29 protein-coding genes are annotated in these 15,562 nt (G+C 67.4%); 8 read left to right on the top strand and 21 right to left on the bottom strand.

The window, feature by feature from the left end; genetic code table 11:
- Positions 1 to 7: 7 nt before the first annotated feature.
- From OIE74_RS33095 to OIE74_RS33040, 12 genes are all read right to left on the bottom strand, one after another.
- A complete protein-coding gene (locus OIE74_RS33095) occupies positions 8 to 376 on the bottom strand; it encodes a hypothetical protein (RefSeq protein WP_329390269.1) in 369 nt (122 codons plus the stop codon).
- A gap of 35 nt (positions 377 to 411) precedes the next feature.
- Positions 412 to 825 carry a hypothetical protein gene (locus tag OIE74_RS33090; protein ID WP_329390267.1) on the bottom strand — a complete coding sequence of 138 codons (414 nt, stop codon included), beginning with the start codon at positions 823 to 825 and terminating at the stop codon, positions 412 to 414.
- A 105-nt stretch (positions 826 to 930) separates the two neighbouring features.
- Positions 931 to 1,521, bottom strand: coding sequence for a phage tail tube protein (locus OIE74_RS33085; protein WP_329390266.1), 591 nt, complete (start codon positions 1,519 to 1,521; stop codon positions 931 to 933).
- Positions 1,522 to 1,531: 10 nt separating this feature from the next.
- The gene (locus OIE74_RS33080; RefSeq protein ID WP_329390264.1) at positions 1,532 to 1,963 is read right to left on the bottom strand and encodes a hypothetical protein; all 432 of its coding nucleotides are present in this window, start codon (positions 1,961 to 1,963) and stop codon (positions 1,532 to 1,534) included.
- Entirely contained in the window at positions 1,960 to 2,154 is a 195-nt protein-coding gene (locus OIE74_RS33075) for a hypothetical protein (protein WP_329390262.1), read from the bottom strand. The genes OIE74_RS33080 and OIE74_RS33075 overlap by 4 nt, the downstream gene beginning before the upstream one ends.
- A complete protein-coding gene (locus OIE74_RS33070; protein WP_329390260.1) occupies positions 2,147 to 2,473 on the bottom strand; it encodes an HK97 gp10 family phage protein in 327 nt (108 codons plus the stop codon). Before OIE74_RS33070 ends, OIE74_RS33075 begins: the two co-directional genes overlap by 8 nt.
- Positions 2,470 to 2,808 carry a hypothetical protein gene (locus OIE74_RS33065; protein WP_329390258.1) on the bottom strand — a complete coding sequence of 113 codons (339 nt, stop codon included), beginning with the start codon at positions 2,806 to 2,808 and terminating at the stop codon, positions 2,470 to 2,472. Before OIE74_RS33065 ends, OIE74_RS33070 begins: the two co-directional genes overlap by 4 nt.
- A complete protein-coding gene (locus OIE74_RS33060; protein WP_329390256.1) occupies positions 2,808 to 3,191 on the bottom strand; it encodes a hypothetical protein in 384 nt (127 codons plus the stop codon). Before OIE74_RS33060 ends, OIE74_RS33065 begins: the two co-directional genes overlap by 1 nt.
- A 2-nt stretch (positions 3,192 to 3,193) precedes the next feature.
- Entirely contained in the window at positions 3,194 to 3,523 is a 330-nt protein-coding gene (locus tag OIE74_RS33055) for a hypothetical protein (protein WP_329390254.1), read from the bottom strand.
- A complete protein-coding gene (locus tag OIE74_RS33050) occupies positions 3,523 to 3,900 on the bottom strand; it encodes a hypothetical protein (protein ID WP_329390253.1) in 378 nt (125 codons plus the stop codon). Before OIE74_RS33050 ends, OIE74_RS33055 begins: the two co-directional genes overlap by 1 nt.
- Before the next feature lie 56 nt (positions 3,901 to 3,956).
- Complete coding sequence (locus OIE74_RS33045) at positions 3,957 to 4,814, bottom strand: phage major capsid protein (RefSeq protein ID WP_329390251.1); 858 nt, start codon at positions 4,812 to 4,814, stop codon at positions 3,957 to 3,959.
- Positions 4,815 to 4,829: 15 nt separating this feature from the next.
- Positions 4,830 to 5,615: a hypothetical protein gene (locus OIE74_RS33040; RefSeq protein WP_329390250.1), complete on the bottom strand. Its 786-nt coding sequence runs from the start codon at positions 5,613 to 5,615 to the stop codon at positions 4,830 to 4,832.
- Positions 5,616 to 5,766: 151 nt separating this feature from the next.
- Between OIE74_RS33040 and OIE74_RS33035 the strand changes: the two genes are divergently transcribed.
- From OIE74_RS33035 to OIE74_RS33020, 4 genes are all read left to right on the top strand, one after another.
- Positions 5,767 to 6,639, top strand: coding sequence for a hypothetical protein (locus tag OIE74_RS33035; RefSeq protein WP_329390248.1), 873 nt, complete (start codon positions 5,767 to 5,769; stop codon positions 6,637 to 6,639).
- A gap of 101 nt (positions 6,640 to 6,740) precedes the next feature.
- The gene (locus tag OIE74_RS33030; protein ID WP_329390246.1) at positions 6,741 to 7,178 is read left to right on the top strand and encodes a hypothetical protein; all 438 of its coding nucleotides are present in this window, start codon (positions 6,741 to 6,743) and stop codon (positions 7,176 to 7,178) included.
- 9 nt (positions 7,179 to 7,187) lie between these two features.
- Positions 7,188 to 8,438, top strand: a complete 1,251-nt coding sequence (locus OIE74_RS33025) for a PBSX family phage terminase large subunit (RefSeq protein ID WP_329392530.1) — start codon at positions 7,188 to 7,190, stop codon at positions 8,436 to 8,438.
- A gap of 15 nt (positions 8,439 to 8,453) precedes the next feature.
- Complete coding sequence (locus OIE74_RS33020) at positions 8,454 to 10,130, top strand: hypothetical protein (RefSeq protein ID WP_329390244.1); 1,677 nt, start codon at positions 8,454 to 8,456, stop codon at positions 10,128 to 10,130.
- A 338-nt stretch (positions 10,131 to 10,468) separates the two neighbouring features.
- Here OIE74_RS33020 and OIE74_RS33015 read toward each other — a convergent pair whose 3' ends face one another.
- The 9 genes from OIE74_RS33015 to OIE74_RS32975 form a co-directional block, all read right to left on the bottom strand.
- Complete coding sequence (locus OIE74_RS33015) at positions 10,469 to 10,996, bottom strand: hypothetical protein (protein WP_329390242.1); 528 nt, start codon at positions 10,994 to 10,996, stop codon at positions 10,469 to 10,471.
- Positions 10,997 to 11,118: 122 nt separating this feature from the next.
- Positions 11,119 to 11,373, bottom strand: a complete 255-nt coding sequence (locus tag OIE74_RS33010; protein ID WP_329390241.1) for a hypothetical protein — start codon at positions 11,371 to 11,373, stop codon at positions 11,119 to 11,121.
- Positions 11,370 to 11,642: a hypothetical protein gene (locus tag OIE74_RS33005; protein WP_329390239.1), complete on the bottom strand. Its 273-nt coding sequence runs from the start codon at positions 11,640 to 11,642 to the stop codon at positions 11,370 to 11,372. The genes OIE74_RS33010 and OIE74_RS33005 overlap by 4 nt, the downstream gene beginning before the upstream one ends.
- A gap of 54 nt (positions 11,643 to 11,696) precedes the next feature.
- Positions 11,697 to 11,975: a hypothetical protein gene (locus tag OIE74_RS33000; RefSeq protein ID WP_329390237.1), complete on the bottom strand. Its 279-nt coding sequence runs from the start codon at positions 11,973 to 11,975 to the stop codon at positions 11,697 to 11,699.
- 3 nt (positions 11,976 to 11,978) lie between these two features.
- On the bottom strand, positions 11,979 to 12,287 hold the full coding sequence (locus OIE74_RS32995; protein ID WP_329390235.1) for a hypothetical protein: 309 nt from the start codon (positions 12,285 to 12,287) through the stop codon (positions 11,979 to 11,981).
- Complete coding sequence (locus tag OIE74_RS32990) at positions 12,284 to 12,490, bottom strand: hypothetical protein (RefSeq protein WP_329390233.1); 207 nt, start codon at positions 12,488 to 12,490, stop codon at positions 12,284 to 12,286. The genes OIE74_RS32995 and OIE74_RS32990 overlap by 4 nt, the downstream gene beginning before the upstream one ends.
- The gene (locus OIE74_RS32985; RefSeq protein ID WP_329390231.1) at positions 12,487 to 12,672 is read right to left on the bottom strand and encodes a hypothetical protein; all 186 of its coding nucleotides are present in this window, start codon (positions 12,670 to 12,672) and stop codon (positions 12,487 to 12,489) included. The genes OIE74_RS32990 and OIE74_RS32985 overlap by 4 nt, the downstream gene beginning before the upstream one ends.
- Entirely contained in the window at positions 12,669 to 13,274 is a 606-nt protein-coding gene (locus OIE74_RS32980; RefSeq protein WP_329390228.1) for a DUF262 domain-containing protein, read from the bottom strand. Before OIE74_RS32980 ends, OIE74_RS32985 begins: the two co-directional genes overlap by 4 nt.
- Before the next feature lie 46 nt (positions 13,275 to 13,320).
- Positions 13,321 to 13,716, bottom strand: a complete 396-nt coding sequence (locus tag OIE74_RS32975) for a hypothetical protein (RefSeq protein ID WP_329390226.1) — start codon at positions 13,714 to 13,716, stop codon at positions 13,321 to 13,323.
- A gap of 146 nt (positions 13,717 to 13,862) precedes the next feature.
- On the opposite strand from OIE74_RS32975, the gene OIE74_RS32970 reads away from it, so the two are divergent.
- From OIE74_RS32970 to OIE74_RS32955, 4 genes are read left to right on the top strand one after another with little or no spacing between them, the layout of a single operon-like run.
- On the top strand, positions 13,863 to 14,150 hold the full coding sequence (locus OIE74_RS32970) for a hypothetical protein (RefSeq protein WP_329390224.1): 288 nt from the start codon (positions 13,863 to 13,865) through the stop codon (positions 14,148 to 14,150).
- 12 nt (positions 14,151 to 14,162) lie between these two features.
- Entirely contained in the window at positions 14,163 to 14,669 is a 507-nt protein-coding gene (locus OIE74_RS32965; RefSeq protein ID WP_329390222.1) for a GIY-YIG nuclease family protein, read from the top strand.
- A complete protein-coding gene (locus OIE74_RS32960) occupies positions 14,666 to 15,199 on the top strand; it encodes an HD domain-containing protein (RefSeq protein ID WP_329390220.1) in 534 nt (177 codons plus the stop codon). Before OIE74_RS32965 ends, OIE74_RS32960 begins: the two co-directional genes overlap by 4 nt.
- Positions 15,196 to 15,534, top strand: coding sequence for a DUF6221 family protein (locus tag OIE74_RS32955; RefSeq protein ID WP_329390218.1), 339 nt, complete (start codon positions 15,196 to 15,198; stop codon positions 15,532 to 15,534). Before OIE74_RS32960 ends, OIE74_RS32955 begins: the two co-directional genes overlap by 4 nt.
- The last annotated feature ends 28 nt before the right edge of the window (positions 15,535 to 15,562 follow it).

Raw genomic sequence — 15,562 nt, 5'->3', positions numbered from 1 at the left:
TCCCCTCCTACTTCGCCGCTTCGAGTTCGCGGATCCTGCTGGCCCAGTGGTCGATGTCCGTGCTGTCGGACCGAGCGCCAGGCGAGTACTGGTTGAGGATCGCCTTGGCGTGTTCCTCACCTGCTGCTTCTTGCCGTGCGGCTTCTTCGTCGGCCTCCAGGCGAGGGGGTTCGATGGACTGCATTTCGGGTGGGCTGCCCTTGAGGTGGGCGGCCCACAGGACCCGGATCATCAGGAGGATCGCGTTGTAGGTGGAGGCGGCGGCGTAGGTGTCCTGTGTCCACCGCCGCCCGTCGAGGTCGCCGGCGGCTGCCGCTTTGGTGGCGGAGTCCTCCGGTAGGTGCTCGACCAAGTCGCGCAGCTCAGCCCAGTTCATTGAGCCTTCGCCCCAGGACATGGCCCAGAATTCGTCTAGGCGGCGGCCGGGGTAGTAGCGCTGGATGTCGGCTCGGAGGGCTCCAGAGTGCTCTCGGAGGAGGGCGAGGAGCTGGAGTCTTCCCCCGTGTCGGTGCCCGCCTCGCCGTCCATCTGCTCGATGATTTCCTTGAGTTCACCCACGGTGAGGTGGGCGACCTTGACGAGCCGGTCGAACGCATCGACAGGTCGGGCGATCTTGCGGAGGACGTTCAGGTTGGCGTTGCCGCCCTGCTCCTCAACCTCCTCGATGACCTCCAGGGGCCAGTTGTCCTGCACGGGGAAGGTGCAGCTCTCCTCGACGCCGTCGGCGTTCTCGAAGATGACGTCGACGAACTGGGTCTTGGCGGCGGACGCACGCTGAGCGCGCATCTGCTGAAGGCGGACGATCTTACGGTTCGGCTTACCCATGACGGCGGTTCCTTCTCAGGCGGGGACGGGGCGGGGGTCTTGAAGTGGTGGCCCATCACGCCGCCCCCGCCCAGGAGATGAGCGCGACAGGCCACCAGTCAGGGACTACGGGGTGGGAAGGACGACGTCCGTGATGAAGTGCTGGACGGCCTGGCCGCCGCCCGGCGCCGCGAGGGCGGTGAACGTCAGCTCGTAGTTGCTGCTGTCCTCGGCGGAGTGCTTGATCGCTCCTCGGTCGGACACCTCGGTTCGGGCGATCATGATGCGGTGGACCTTGCCGGACATGAGCACGTCCAGACCCAGGGCGATTTCCACCTTGTCCTGCGTCGAACCGGATCCGAAGCTGATGAACTGCTTCTTCGGCGCCGGGGTCGTCACTGCGGCCGTGCTGGTCATGTTGGCCATGAGGACGCCGTAGTACAGCTCCAGAAGGCGCGCTGTCGTCTGGCGGAACACCAGCTTGAACGTCTGGTCCCTCTTCTTCGTAAGGGACACGACGGGGGCGTCCTCACCCCACGCGTCGAGGGTGGTGCGCTCCTCCGCAAGCGCTTCTTCCAGGCCGTCCGGGGTCACGAAGCCCATGTCGACGAAGTCGGCGGGCCACACCTCTTCCGGTCCGGTAGGGAAAGTGCTGCCGACTTCGGCCGCATACGCTTTGCCGGCTGTGCCGACGATGATGGTGCTGGCGTCGCCCACGATGGGCCTCCTAGCTGGTCGGGAGGGGTGGGCGGACGCTCATCCCCAAGGTCATGCCGACACGGCTCACACCGGTGTTGGCTTCTTCGGGTCGGTCTTGCGGGCCGGTCTCCTCCGAGATGCCGGTGACCGATCCGTCTTCCGTGGACTGGCTGGGGAGCAGTTCCCATTCGGCGCGCACCCGCAGAGCCAGACGCATCGCGGCGCCCTCCGAATCGGCGTAGCAGTCGACGGAGAATCGGGGCCGGTCGCGGGATGCGGGGTCTGCCCAGCCGCGCATGTCTGATGTGCCGCCGATCCGCAGGACCCGGACCGCAGGCATGATCGCGTTGAGTGCGCGGCCCTCGGGCAGTTTCGACGTGACGTGCACGTCGGGCATGGCGAGGCCGAGCAGCTCGATGCAGATCTGCTTGGAGTCGGGGAGGATCAGCGGCGTCGTCACTTGACCGGCGCCTTCGGGGGTTCGGCGGCGGCCTGCTTCGGCGCGGTCTTCTCGGCGGCCGGGGCGGTGGTATCGGCCGGGACGGCGTAGCCCTTCCACGAGTCGACATCCTCGGGGCGCACCTCGACGGTGTCGCCGGGCACCTTGCTGCCGTGCCAGAACGTGAGGGTCATCATCACCAGGTCAGACATCGTGGTCGCCTCCTGCGGCGTCGAGGGCGTGGCTGAGGTTGTAGCGAGGCGGGTGGATGGAGCGGCCGTTGCGGTCGGTCTGCCGGGTGCCGTGCTCCACGTAGATCGCGTAGTGGACGCCGGTGTCGACGTGGGTCGTGCCGTCGTCGTCTGGGCGCTCCACGCGGTGGATCGACCGCTGGTAGTCACCCGTCAGTACCGGTGCGGTGGCCCTCGCGACGGCCACGACCCGGTCCATGCGGGCCTTGAGGTCGTCCTGGACCTGCGGCGACAAGGCCAGTGCCTCGATGGCGTCTTCGAAGATCTCGACGTCGCTCATCCGGCCACCTCCAGGAGCTTCACGGCCTGGCCGCTGAGCGGGCCAGCCAGTTGTGAGTCGGCCGGTACGCCGTCGACCTCCCACGTGCGGTCGTCCCACAGCACCCGCTGCCACTCCGTCACCCGGGGTGCTCGGCGCGGCATGAACAGTTCGGCGGTGGTGACCGTCTGGTCGCGGGCATCGGTCGACTCGGTGGCGCCCGTGTAGTCGACCGTGCAGCCGTACACCGGGGTCTCGGTGGCGTGCTCCCAGTCCCGGACCTGCGCGTTGTAGTCACCGTTAACCAGCGGGGCATCCAGCAGCGTCACCGTCTGGCGACCGATCGGGCCCGGCATCAGCCCACCACCAGCGGATAGAACGTCAGCAGCCCCGCCACACGCAGCACATCCACCGCGGCATCGCAGAGTTTCGGGGTGACTTTCGACCCCGAACTGCCACCGCTGCGGGCGAACCTGGTGAACGACCGCTTCCCTGTCGTCATCGACTGCACGTCGGACAGGGCGCCCGTCTCGTCGTCCCGCTCGACCATCCATTGCACCTGCCGCACGCACGCCTTGGTGAGCACGGCCAGCACATCGGGGTCGTCCACGTCATACGCCACCCCGTACAGGGCAACGTCGATCGCGTCCGACGCCTGCTCCAGCAGGCGCACAGCGGTCGCCGGCGCCGGCTCAGGAGCGAGCCACGCTTCGAGTTCGGGGACCGTCGCGTAGGCCATGACTACTCGTTGCCGTCCGCGTCTTCGACGACCTGGACGTACTCCTGAAGGTCCTTCTTCGTGGCACCTGCGGCGTCCTCCTCGGGCATGCCGAGGGACACCGCGTAGGCCCGCCAGTCGTCGACCTTCGCGGTTGCCGAAGGCTTCTCCACAGACCCGCAGGGGTCGGTGGGTTCCGGTGTCTTCGGGGCGGTCGGCCCTTCCGGCTCCGAGGAGTCCTCAGTGACGCGGGACAGATGCCCGCTCGACACCTGCTTCGCCATCTCAGAGTTGAGCGGCTCATCGAGCAGCACGATCAGACCGCCCGGGCCCCTGTACTTGCCGGCCGCCATCAGAGCGCCCGCGGAAGCTTGAAAACGGTGATCGCACCGGTGTGACCCGATGCGAAGTCGACGTACAACTTGGTGCCCGGCTGCTGGAAGCGGGCGCTGGTGAACGGGCCCAGCCACTCCACACCGCTGGTGAGGGCGACGGGCTGGACAAGGTCGCCCTGTCCTGCCATCCACGCGGCCGAGCTGGTACCGGCCTTGACGGTGACGGAGTGGGCTGAGGAGTGCGTGTTCGTGACCCGGATCAGCGTGTGCTCCGGATCGACGTCGTTGATCACGACACCGTTGGTGACGAGGGTGGAGTCGATCGTGGCCCCCGCCACGTCAGTGAGGTGGTTGTTGGGGACGAGGGGCGTGTACGGAACTGCGGTGCGAGGCATGGAAGGGCTCCCGGGTCAGGGTCAGATGCGGCGACGAGGATCGCGCGGAGTGAAGATCACGCCGGGTCGATGAAGGCGACCGCGATGCCGTTCGGGCGCACGAGCTTCGCGCCGTACACGTGCAGACCACGGACCGCGTCAGCGAAGGTGTTCGGAAGCCGCAGGGCCTCGGTCTCCAGGATCTGGTCGGCGTAGGTGATCGCGCCGGGGTAACCGGCCTGGATGACCTGGGTGTCGCCGGACGGGTTGGGGGCGTTGTTCGACATGAGGATGTCGAAGCCCGCGGCGCGGCCGATGATGCCGTTGCGCAGACCCTCGCTGGTGCCGGAGGCGTCGACCTTCACGAACCGGTCGTCCTGGAGGAGGCTTCCTTCCAGCTCCGGTGTGATGACGACGTAGCGGCCCTCGGTGGGAGCGCTGGCCCGGTTGAGCCTGGTGCGGAGCGGGATGAGGATCTTGTTGTAGGCGTCCGTCGGCGTTGTGAACGTGTTGACGGGGGAGCCTGTGGAGCCGACCGTGTTCGCGGCGGCGACTCCGGTGTAGAGGCTCGCGACGTAGGCGTCGGCGGCGTCGCGCATCTTGTACGCCGAGTTCGTCGCCATCTTGGCCATCGGATTGACCCTGGCCTGCGCCTTGTCGACGTCGTCGAGCTTGAAGGCGAAGAACTTCTTCCGGTCGATGATCAAGTCGACGCCCGCGGTCTCGATCTCCTCGTAGTCGAGGTCGACGTTGGGGTCGTAGTCGCTGACCGTCGGGTCACCGATGGTCGTGATGTGCACGCTCTGGCCGAAGTTCTGGATCTCGCCCTCGTAGTCGCTGTTCACGAGCTGCGGCTGGGCGTAGACGAGACTGTCGCGGAGTGCGTCGAGGAGCAGTGCGCTCCAGATCTCAGGCTTGAAATTGGCGACGGACAAGGGAGGCTCCTAGGGTCAGCCTCCGCCGCCCAGGTAGGTGTTGAAAAGCCCTGCCTTGGTGGCTTTGGCGATCTCTGCGGGGGTCATGCGCTTGCGGTCCGCCTCGCCCAACTGCCTTTTGCTGCCCGGGGCCCCGTCCATCGGTGCGCCACCCGCGGGGGTGGGCTCCGGTGTCGGCTCGGGCGCCTTGGCCGCGAGCTTCTTGTTCGCCTCCACCGCCGCCTTTACGGCCTTGCCGACTTCGGTGTCGAAACCGTCGGCGGCCGGGTCGAGCTTGGCGATGGCGTTGGCGAAGGATCGGGAGTCGAGCAGTGCGTCAGGGTCCCCGCCGTGTGTCCCGGCCGTCTTGTAGACGGCGAGTTCGACCTGTGTCTGGCGGGCGCGATCGTCGGACGCCTTGGTCCGGGTCTGCTCCTCGGCCAGTTGCTGGGCGAGCTGTTCGGGGGTGGGCGGCTTCTTCTCGTCGGTCTCGATACCGAAGGCGGCGGCGACCTTCTTCATGAAGGCGGCCTGGTCGTCTACGGCCTTCTGCTCTGCGGCGGCGGTCTTGGCCTTCTGGGCCTCAACGTCGCCACGGAGGTTTTCGACGAGCTTCTCGAAGCGGGCGGGGTCGAAGTCGCCTTTGAACTTGGGCGCCTTGGCCTTCGGTTCAGTGGCGGGCTCGTTCGGTTCAGCGGGGCTGGCGGGTGCGGCCGGCTCTGGCGGAGTCGGTGCGGCCGGGGGTTCGGGCGGGGTGGCCGGCTGGGTGCCGGGTTCCGTGGTCGGTCCCTCGGGTGGTGCGGGCTGGGCGGGGGTTGCCATCTCGGTGCCTCCTTGGGCGGCCTGCACGCTTGTGCGGCGCCTTGTCCGCAACGTGTTGACCCAGATGTTAACCCTGAACCTGCCTCAATGCTGCACAATCGAAGGTCATAGCGCAAGATGTCCTTAGATTCCAAGGATCAGGGGGTGGGTGATGGCAGCCAGCAGCACCGCAGTCGCCGCAGCCGCACAGCAGCACCCCGCCGCCATTCGTCGGCTCGAAGCCCAAGCGGCCGCCGCGGCCGTCCAGCCCCTCGCGGAAGCGCTCGCCCAAGCCCAAGCCGCCGCAACGCAGCGTTGGTTGCACAGCACGTCCGCCGCACAGCCCGCTCCGACAGAAGAAGCCCTGGCGAAACTCATCGCCGCCGTCCGCACCGCGCTCGCCACCGCGTTCCGAGGGCAGGGCAGTCAGGCCCAGCGCGCCATCCAGCGGGCTGCCTTCACCGCCGCCCAACTCGGAGCCCAGCAGGCCAGCAGCCTCGCTGCCGACATGACCGACACCCGGCCCCCAGGCGTACAGCCGGTCATCGGACCCGACGCGAAAGCGGCGGCCGACAGTGCGCCCGCGGCCGTTGAGGAGGAACACCAGGGCGCCCTCGCGCTACTCACTACCGCCAGCCTTACCGCGCTCGGACTCAGCGGACTCCTCGCCATTTTCAACCGGGCCAAGCGGGCCATCGGGCGCATCACCCGGTCCATGGCCGTCGCCGTAACCAGCGCCGCCGCCTGGGGAGTTACCGCTATCGCCCGCGCTATCGGCCCGACCGTGCGGCTCCTGTGGGTGACCGAACCAGGCGCCTGCCCCGCGTGCACCGCCTACGCCGGACGCTCGATCCTGCCCGGCCAGAAGTTCCCCGGCGGCCTGTCCCTCGACCCACGGCGCACCCGGTTCCCGACGGCGATCTCCGGGCCGCCGCGCCACGTCCACTGCCGATGTGCGCTCGTGGTTTACCTGCCCGAGTGGCACACCGGCGGCACACCTCTCCCACTGCTGCTCCGGCGGCACGCACGCGCAGGAGGCCGCTGATGGCCGCTCGCCGAACACCTCGCCCCATCACAAACGCTGACCGTGACCGCGTCGCCGAACTTCACTCACAGGGCAAGTCACGCAACGACATCGCCGAAATCATGGACCGCAGTGGCAGCACCATCAGCGGGATCGCCGACCGCCTCGGGCTCACCTTCGATCGCGGCCCAGAGGTCGCCTCAGCCACGGCGGCACGCCAGGCCGACCTTGAAAGGCGGCGCCAACTCCTCGCCACCCGATTCATAGACATCGCCGAAGACTCCCTTGAGCGCATCTACCGGCAGACGACCGTGTTCAGCTTCGGCGGCAAGGACAACGAGTACAACGACCACGTCTTCGACGAGGCGCCCCCCGCGGAGCGCGTCAAGCTGATGACTGCTGCGGCCATCGCGGTTGACAAGTCTCTGAAGCTGGCGCCGGCCGAGTCGAACGCGGGGCTGGATGCGGCGAAGTCGATGCTCGGCAGCCTGGGTGCGGCCCTGTCGGAGTACGTGCGGACCGAGGACGAGACCGGTGGCCAGGGCAACGGCGAGGCGTAGCCGGTGACCATGCTGGAGTCGTTGCCGCTGTCCCGGAAGCAGGTGAGGTCTGTTGCCGAGTCGACAACGAAGATCTCCTGCTGGGAGGGTGCGATCCGCTCCGGCAAGACGATCGCCTCACTGCTCAAGTGGCTGATCTTCATTGCGAACGCCCCCACCACGGGCGAACTTGTGATCATCGGGAAGACGTCCCAGACGATTCACCGGAACCTGTTTCTGCCGCTACAGAACTCGGCCTTGTTCGGGGCGATCTCCCAGCACATCCACTACACGCCGGGCGCACCAACCGCCTTGATCCTGGGGCGTGTTGTGCACGTCATCGGCGCGAACGACGCCAAGTCGGAGCCGAAGATCCGAGGCATGACGATCTGCGGCGCCTACGTGGACGAGGTGACGCTGGTTCCGCAGGTGTTCTTCGAGCAGCTCCTCGGGCGTATGTCGGTCAAGGGTGCGCAGTTGTTCTGCACCACCAACCCGGACAATCCGGCGCACTGGTTCATGCGGGACTGGCTGTCTCAGGAGGGCACGAAGCCGCTGCGCCGGTTCTCCTTCACGATCGACGACAACCCGTTCCTCGACCCGGACTACGTCCGCGACATCAAAGCCATGCACGAGGGCCTCTTCTACCGCCGGTTCATTTTGGGCGAGTGGGTCGCCGCCGAGGGTGCGATCTACGACTCGTGGGACCGGGACCGGCACATCGTCACCGCCCTCCCGAAGGCGGGCATCCATCGGTGGATCTCCCTGGGTGTCGACTATGGAACTAAGAACCCGTTCCACGCCGTGCTGCTCGGTTTGGGTGGCGACCGGAAGCTGTACGCCGCGGCGGACTGGCGGTACGACTCCCGGCAGCAGCGTCGGCAGCTCACGGACGGCGAGTACTCGCAGCGCATGCGCGCCTGGCTGGCGGACGTGCCGGGGATCGGCCCGGTCCGGCCGCAGTTCGTCACCGTCGACCCGTCGGCGGCGAGCTTCAGCACCCAGTTGCGTAGGGACAAGCTGACGCCGACCGCGGCGAAGAACGACGTCATGGACGGCATCCGCACGGTGAGCAGTCTCCTTGCCGCGAACAAGCTTCTGGTCCACGCCTCCTGCAAAGACCTGATCACGGAGATCGGCGGCTACTCCTGGGACGACCAGGCCGCCCTCCGTGGCATCGAGCAGCCCATCAAGGTTGCTGATCATGGGGTGGACGCACTCCGCTACGCGATCTTCACTACCCGTGCTCTGTGGCAGCGGCATCTCGCCCTGGCCGCCTGATCGAAAGGACCCGTCATGCCGCTGCCCCCTTCCGGAAACGTCCCCTGGCCGCCGCCCCAGTTGGAGATCCCGCACGCCGACATGGACATGTGGCAAGCCTGGTATTCGGGCAACACCGACCACTTGGCAGCCGTGTACGGCGGACCGACGAACTACCGCTCGAACGCGACCGCCCGCCAGTTCTTCGAAGTCGACAAGCGGCGGGCCGGCGGGGAGGAGTTGCGCACGTTCTGGGGGCAGCAGCCGTCCCCCGGTCAGCAGGCCGCGAAGTTGCACATCCCGATCGGCGCCGACATCGCGGAGATGTCCGCGAACCTGCTGTGGGCGGATGTCCCGCAGGTGACGGTCGACAAGGACTCCACCGACAAGGCACTGGCGAAGTCAACGCAGGCGCAGATCGGCCGGTACCTGGACGACCGCGGGCACGCGAAGATGCGGGAGGCAGCCGAGGCGACGGCGGGACTGTCCAACGTGTACCTGCGGGCCGTGTGGGATACCACGCTGCGGCCCCGGCCGTGGACGGATGTTCTGCCGGCGACGGCGGTGATCCCGGAGTGGCGGTGGGGGTTCCTTGCCGCTGCCATTGTATGGCGGGAGCTGCCACCGTTGACGGATCAGTCGAAGGTGTGGCGGCTGCTCGAATATCACACGCCGGGCACCATCGAGTACGGCCTGTACGAGGGCGGCGTTGGTGTCCTGGGCATGCGGGCGGACAGCCTGGCCGCCCACCCGGACACCGAGTACCTGGCGAAACGCACCGACGACCAGGGGCGCCAGGCGACGGGCATCAACCGCCTGCTGATCACGCATCTGCCGAATGTGCTGCCGAACCGGACATGGGACGGGATCCCCGACACGGTACCGCTGGGGCGCAGCGACTTCGCCGGCGTCGAGCCGATGATGGACGCCCTGGATGAGTCGTGGACGTCCTGGATGCGGGATCTGCGGCTCGGCAAGGCGAAGGTCGTCGTGCCGCAGTCGATGTTGGACACGGACGGACCAGGAACGGGGGCGCGCTTCGACCTGGACAAGGAGCTCCTCGTTGCCCTGTCCGGGTTGCTCGGTGCGGAGACGATGAAGGACTCGATCAGCGAGATCCAGTTCAAGATCCGGGTGGAGGAGCACGAGGCGACCTGCAAGGCGTTGCGCCGCCAGATCCTGAGCAGCGCTGGCTACTCCGCTCAGTCCTTCGGAGAGGAGGGCAGCGTCGCCGTCACGGCGACGGAGGCTGTGGCCCGCAAGGAGGAGTCGTTGGCGACCCGGGGTACGAAGTTGTTGTACACGCGGCCTGCGCTGATCGAGCATTTGACGACGCTGATGATGGTGGACGTTCGGCATTGCAAGGCGAAGGGCGTGGATCCAGCCGCCGAGTTGACTGCCAGTTGGCCGCAGGCGGTGCAGCCGGATCAGGAGGCGACGGCCCGCACGTTGTCGTTGCTGGATTCGGCGGGGGCGATCTCGACGTTCATGAAGGTCAAGATGCGGAGCCCGGAGTTGGATGATCCGGAGGTGATGGCGGAGGTGCAGCGCATCCGGGAGGACAAGTCGTCGGCGGTTCCGGCCGGGGATCCGTTCAACACGGGCGGTGGGGTCGTGGACGAGGAAGACCCGGACGCTGAAGACGAGCCCGAGTCCGACGAGGACCAAGACGAGGACGAGGCGGACGGGAAGCCCGACCTGAAGGCTGCTTGACCCGATCGTGCGCCACCTTCCCCAACCACCCACCAGCCCCGCCCTGTCGGCCTTACAGTCGGCTTCCGCGATCAGCAGGGGGTGGCCGTATGGCCGGGGGTTGTAGGGATTGCCGGACGTGCACGATGCCGGGGGTGGCCCGCATGGGGCAGAGCTGGGCGGTCGGGTTGATGCACTTGTGCACGGCTGGCATGTCGTGGCTGGTGAAGCGGGGGTTCATGCGGCATTGCCCGCAGTGCAAGCACCTGGACAGCAGGCATCAGCGGCGCCGTGACGGCTCGTTCATGGACTGACGAAGAGCCCGCCCCGGGTTGGGGCGGGCCTTGTCGTTGTGCTGATCAGCCGAGGGTGCCGCCGAACTCGCCGGCTTCGGCTTCCGCTGCGGATAGCTGGATCTTTCCCCGGTGTCCGATTTCGACTTGGTAGAACTCGTGGCCGGTGGGGACTTCTTCGACGTTGATGTCGAAGGTGCAGGATCCGGTGTCGTATTCGGATAGGAGGAGCATGTCGGTGGCGATGACTGCTCCGGCGGCGTCGTACACGGTGATGGAGGTGCCGAGGCTGATGTCGGCGTATCCGCCAGTTCCTTCGCAGCCGCCGAGGTCGTCGGGGGTGGCGCCTTCGGTGAGGGTGAAGTCGCCGGTGAGGGCGAATGTGTCGGGCTGGTCGTCGGCGGCGGGTTTGGGTTTGGTGGTGGATCCGGCAGTGGCGGGCTTGTCGTTGCTGGTGCCGTACCAGGTGGCGCCGACGATGGCGGCGCCGATGAGGGCTCCGGTAAGTCCGGTGGTGAGGGTGCGGCGACGGCTGGGTCTGGCCGGCTGCGGGGGTGTCGGGGGTGTGGTCGGGAGCGGCGGTGGGATGGTCATGCTGGGCCTGCCTGTCGTGTCAGGGCGCCGGGTGGTGGGGCACGACGGCATGTGTGGGTGAGCAGTGGGACAAGTGCGGACGGTGAATGGTTGCGCGGGGTTGAGGTCGGGCTGATCTGCGGTCAGGTCTCCAGTACGTATCCGGTGCGGCGGGGTTTCCCGTCGCGGGTGGTGGCCGTGGCGTGGAGCTGGCTCGTCTCGACCCGGCGGCGACGAATTTCGCGTCCGTCTTCGGCGAGGGTGGCCACGTCGACCTTGCCGAAGTTCCATCCGCCGGGGACGGTGTTCGGCTCACCGACGACCTTGATGCGCCGGTAGTTGTCGGGCTGGTCGGGGATCGGGGTCGTGGACCGGTAGATCTGTCCGGGCTGGATCATCGCGGGGGCTCCTGGGTGGTGTTGGGGTCGGCAGTCCGCTTCTGTCGGATCAAAGCGAGGCAGTCGGTGCACCAGGTTTCGCCCAGCTTGTTGAGGCGGATGGGGACGTCCTGCTTGGCCGACGGCAGAGCGATCCCTTCCTCGTCGCTGCACGCGATGGGGTGGAAGTCGCAGTCACCGGTGCAGCGGTGACCGTCGGCTGGCTTGTGCCAGACGACCTGGTCGGGGGCGTGGCCGTGGACACGGACGCGTTCCGAAACAGCAAGCATCGTGTTTCCTTTGTGCTGTGGGCTGCCGTACCGTGCGCACGGCGGCCGGGACGGTCAGGTGGTGGGCGGGTCGATGAGGTCTCCGCCGCTTTGACGGTCCTTCTCGGCGGCCTCTTCGTAGGTCATGGCGAACTGGAAGTAGGCGCCTCGCGAGTCTCCGGCGAGCACCTTGCCCAGTTCCCTACGGGCCTGTTCGCGTGCCCGCTCGGCCGCCTCTTCAGCTCGCCACTCGACGATTTCCTCCGGGGTGGCGTCGACGACGATGAACGTGTCCGTGATGGTAGAGAAGACGGCGAGCTTCTCGTCCGGCTGCTTGATGACCTGCTGTCCCATGGTCTACTCCTCAGGTTCGTCGTCGGTGTCGCGGTCCCAGTACTGGTCGTCGGCGCGGGCGGCTTCTTCCACGGTCTCCTCCCACGGCGGAAGCGGCGGCGGGGAAGTGTGCGGTTTCCTTGCTGCCCGCCGGCGCCGCATCCGTTCGAGGATCAGCGCATGGTCGGGCTCTATCCACTGGTGCAGGCCGATGATGGGCGCCCACTGGCTGCCGTGGTGGTGGCGTTCATCACCGCACCAGGAGCAGCCGTAGGGCGGCTCGGTGGCGACGCCCCGGGCGGCCAGCTTCGCCCTTATCGCGGAAGTGGTCACGGGACGTCCTCGGCGTGAACGGTTTCGAAGTACCACCAACGACCGCCCTCCCACTGCATGATCCTGGCCGTGTCCGCACCGGAACGAAGGGCTACACGGACGTGGTCGTATGCCTTTGTCTCGCTGGTGTGCTCGACTTCGGCGAGTTGGATTCCGCCCTGGGTGAGGATCACCCGCCACGGCTTCCGGGGTTTAGTCGTCATCGGGTCTCCTCAACGGTGGTGCTGTGCCAGGACGCGAAGTACGCGGCCTCGGGTCCGGTCATGCCGTGGTCGGCCCGGTAGTGGTCGGTGACCGTGTCCCACGCCGCGTCCAGGTCAGCCGGGTCGACCTCGGTGCGGAAGGCGCAACCGGCCGCGTTACACAGGCGGAACAGGGTGGTCACCGCCCGCTCTCCTTGCCCGCGATCTGGGCGGCGTTGCCCATGTCGGCGTCGGTCTGCGGGGTACCTCCACCGTTGACGAGGAGGTAGATGGCCGCCTCGTCCCGGATGGTGGCAACGCGGGCTTCAGCTACGGCGAGCTGGGCGCGGTTGGCGAAGTGTCGTTGCCGGCGGAGGGTCAGGCCGCTCCAGCGGACATAGGGCCCGTCGTCGGTGTCCCCCGTGGCGGTGATGTCGTCGGCGTTGAACCACGACGCGGGGACGGCGAACTCGTCGCCGAACCAGTCGATGGCGGTGCTGATGCGCTGCTGGCCGTCGATGCATGCGTACATCGCCTCGCCGCGTTCGGTGGGGTCGTAGCCGTTGGTGTCGGCCCACTCGGTGGTGGTGCGGTCGTTGAAGATGACGACCCCGGTCGGGGTGCCGGTCAGCCACGACCTGATCAGGGCCATCTTCTGGTCCTCCGACCAGACCCGTCCGCGCTGGTACGGCGGCTGGAGATCGAGACCGAACGTCTCGGTGAAACTGCGGGCGAGTTCGCGGACCTGGCGGTCGCTGGCCGACAGGCCGAGGTGAACCAGCGGGGCGACGGTCTGGCGGGTCATCGGGGTCCTTCCGAAGGCAGGGCGGGCGGGGGCGCTGAAGTCCGTCCTAGGCAGCCTCCGCGTATGCCGCCTGGAAGAACGCGGGGCGAGCGAGGTGCTTGGTCTGCCTGTAGGTGGCGAGGCCGATGTACAGCGACAGGTCGAACGGGCTGTACGCGTGGACGTGCACCCAGCGCCCGGTGGTGCGGTGTCGGGCCCAAACCCGAACCGGCTCCGTGCCGTTGGCGGCGACGAATGCCTTCTTGACTGCGCGCCCGTACCAGGACTTGTGCCCGTCCTTCATGTCGCCGGCGCCCAGTCGGTCGAGGAGGTCACCGGTTCGGATGAGCCGGCCTGCTTCGACTGCTGCGGCGATGAGGCCAGAGCGGGTGCGGTAGGCGAGGGCTTTCGACGTGAGGCGGGCGGCGCGGTGGGTGCGGGCGATGTGGCGGCTGACGTTCAACGGATCCCCCTGGTGCGGTGCTTGTCGATGACTCGATAGTTGCATCCTCGTGTTGCATCGTCAAGTGATCTCACAAGGTGACATCCACTAGATGCACCTGTAGGGTGCCTATCGAGGATGCGACCAGGCGTGGCATCATCAGGGGCATGACCGCTACCGAGAAGAAGCAGCAGGCAGCACGCGAAAAGCTCGCCAAGCTCGGAGCCGCCTACGACGCGGCCGAAGAGCAACTGGAAGTCGCGCGAACTGCCCTCAACGAGGGAATCGTTGACATCCTCAAGGCTCGAACTTTGGGCCCATCGGAAGTCACGCGACTCGTCCCCTACGAGCGACAGCACGTCGGACGCATCTCCAAAGCAGCCGGCATCCCGCCGCTGCGTGAACGAACCGTTGTCAGCGTCAAGAAGGCGGCCGGAGAGGACACCTCCGGCTGACAGGAGGAATCAGTGCCGAAGAACCCTGGGCGTACCGCTCTCTACCGACTGTTCGACGAGTCGGGCGCACTGCTCTACGTGGGGATCAGCCACAAGCCGGACGTCCGTTGGGGCCAGCACTCGGAGCAGAAAGCGTGGTGGCCCGCCGTCGCTCAACGCGCGGTTGAATGGCACGAGACGCGTTCAGGCGCAGAGAAAGCCGAACTCGCCGCCATCGCCACGGAACGCCCCCTCCACAACAAGATGGGCACTCCCGCTTACAAGATCAGCACTTCCGCCGGAAAGTCACCCACCCGCCCGATCCGTGTCGACCTCGCGGAGTGGGGCGTTTTCGGTGAGGCGGCCAACGCCGTCAGCAGTGACCGCAGCGCGGCACTTCGAGGCTTCATGGACTGGTACCTACACAAGCCGGGCTCCAAGGCGCCCACACGGCCGAGTAAGGCCGTTGTCGAAGCGGCGCAGAAGGCGTACCTCAAGAAGCAGGCAGAGAAGGCCAACAACGAGGAAGGCCGCGCGTGAAGACACTCGCCGAGGTAGACGCGTTCGCCGCCGAAGCCCACGCTGGGCAGGTCGACAAGATCGGCGTGCCGTACATCGAGCACGTCCGCGCGGTCGCTGCTGGACTCGCACCGTTCGGCGACGAGCTGGTGATGGCCGGACTACTCCACGACATCATCGAGGACACCGGCTGGACCGCCGAGCAGTTGCACGAGGCGGGCGTCTCACGTCACGTTGTCTCGATCGTGGAGGCTGTGACGAACCAGCGGGGCGTGCCCTACGAGGAGAAGATCCGCCGTATCGTCAGCGACCGGGACGCCACCCTCGTCAAGATCTCGGACAACGCCCACAACAGTCACCCCGACCGGGCCGCCCAACTGTCCGAGGAGAAGCGTGCTCGCCTCGCCGCGAAGTACCGTGCGGCCCGCGACGTCCTGTGGGCTGCTGCGGACGACCGGGACATCGAAGCCATCGTCACGATCGTCAACCCGTCACTCCTGGTCGAGCTTCACAAGCGGATGGACACCGACCAGCCTGGGGGCCCCGCATGACCGCCGACTTGGGCGCGTTCCTCCAAGCCCGGTACGACGAGGACGAGGCTGCGGCACGGGTCGCGACTCCGGGACCGTGGGGTCCGAGCGGGAAGAGCGTGATCGACGGCGACGGCATCGCGTTCGTGGAGGCCCCGCGCCGGGACGCCGCCCACATCGCCCGCCACGACCCGGCCCGCGTGCTGCGCGGCATCGAAGCCAAGCGGCGGGTCGTCGGCCGAATCAACAGCCACGCCGCCGGCATGGGAGTCGACGAGGTTCATGGCGACGTACTGCGCGCGCTCGCCGCCGAGTACGCCGACCACCCGGACTTCGACCCGTCCTGGTCCGAGTAGCCGTTTCCGCCCCAACCACCCCTGCCTA

The organism is Streptomyces sp. NBC_01716 (assembly GCF_036248275.1).
In the GTDB taxonomy this organism is placed as follows: Bacteria; Actinomycetota; Actinomycetes; order Streptomycetales; family Streptomycetaceae; genus Streptomyces.
Note: the sequence above shows the minus strand (reverse complement) of the source record. Positions and strands in the feature narration are given on the sequence as shown.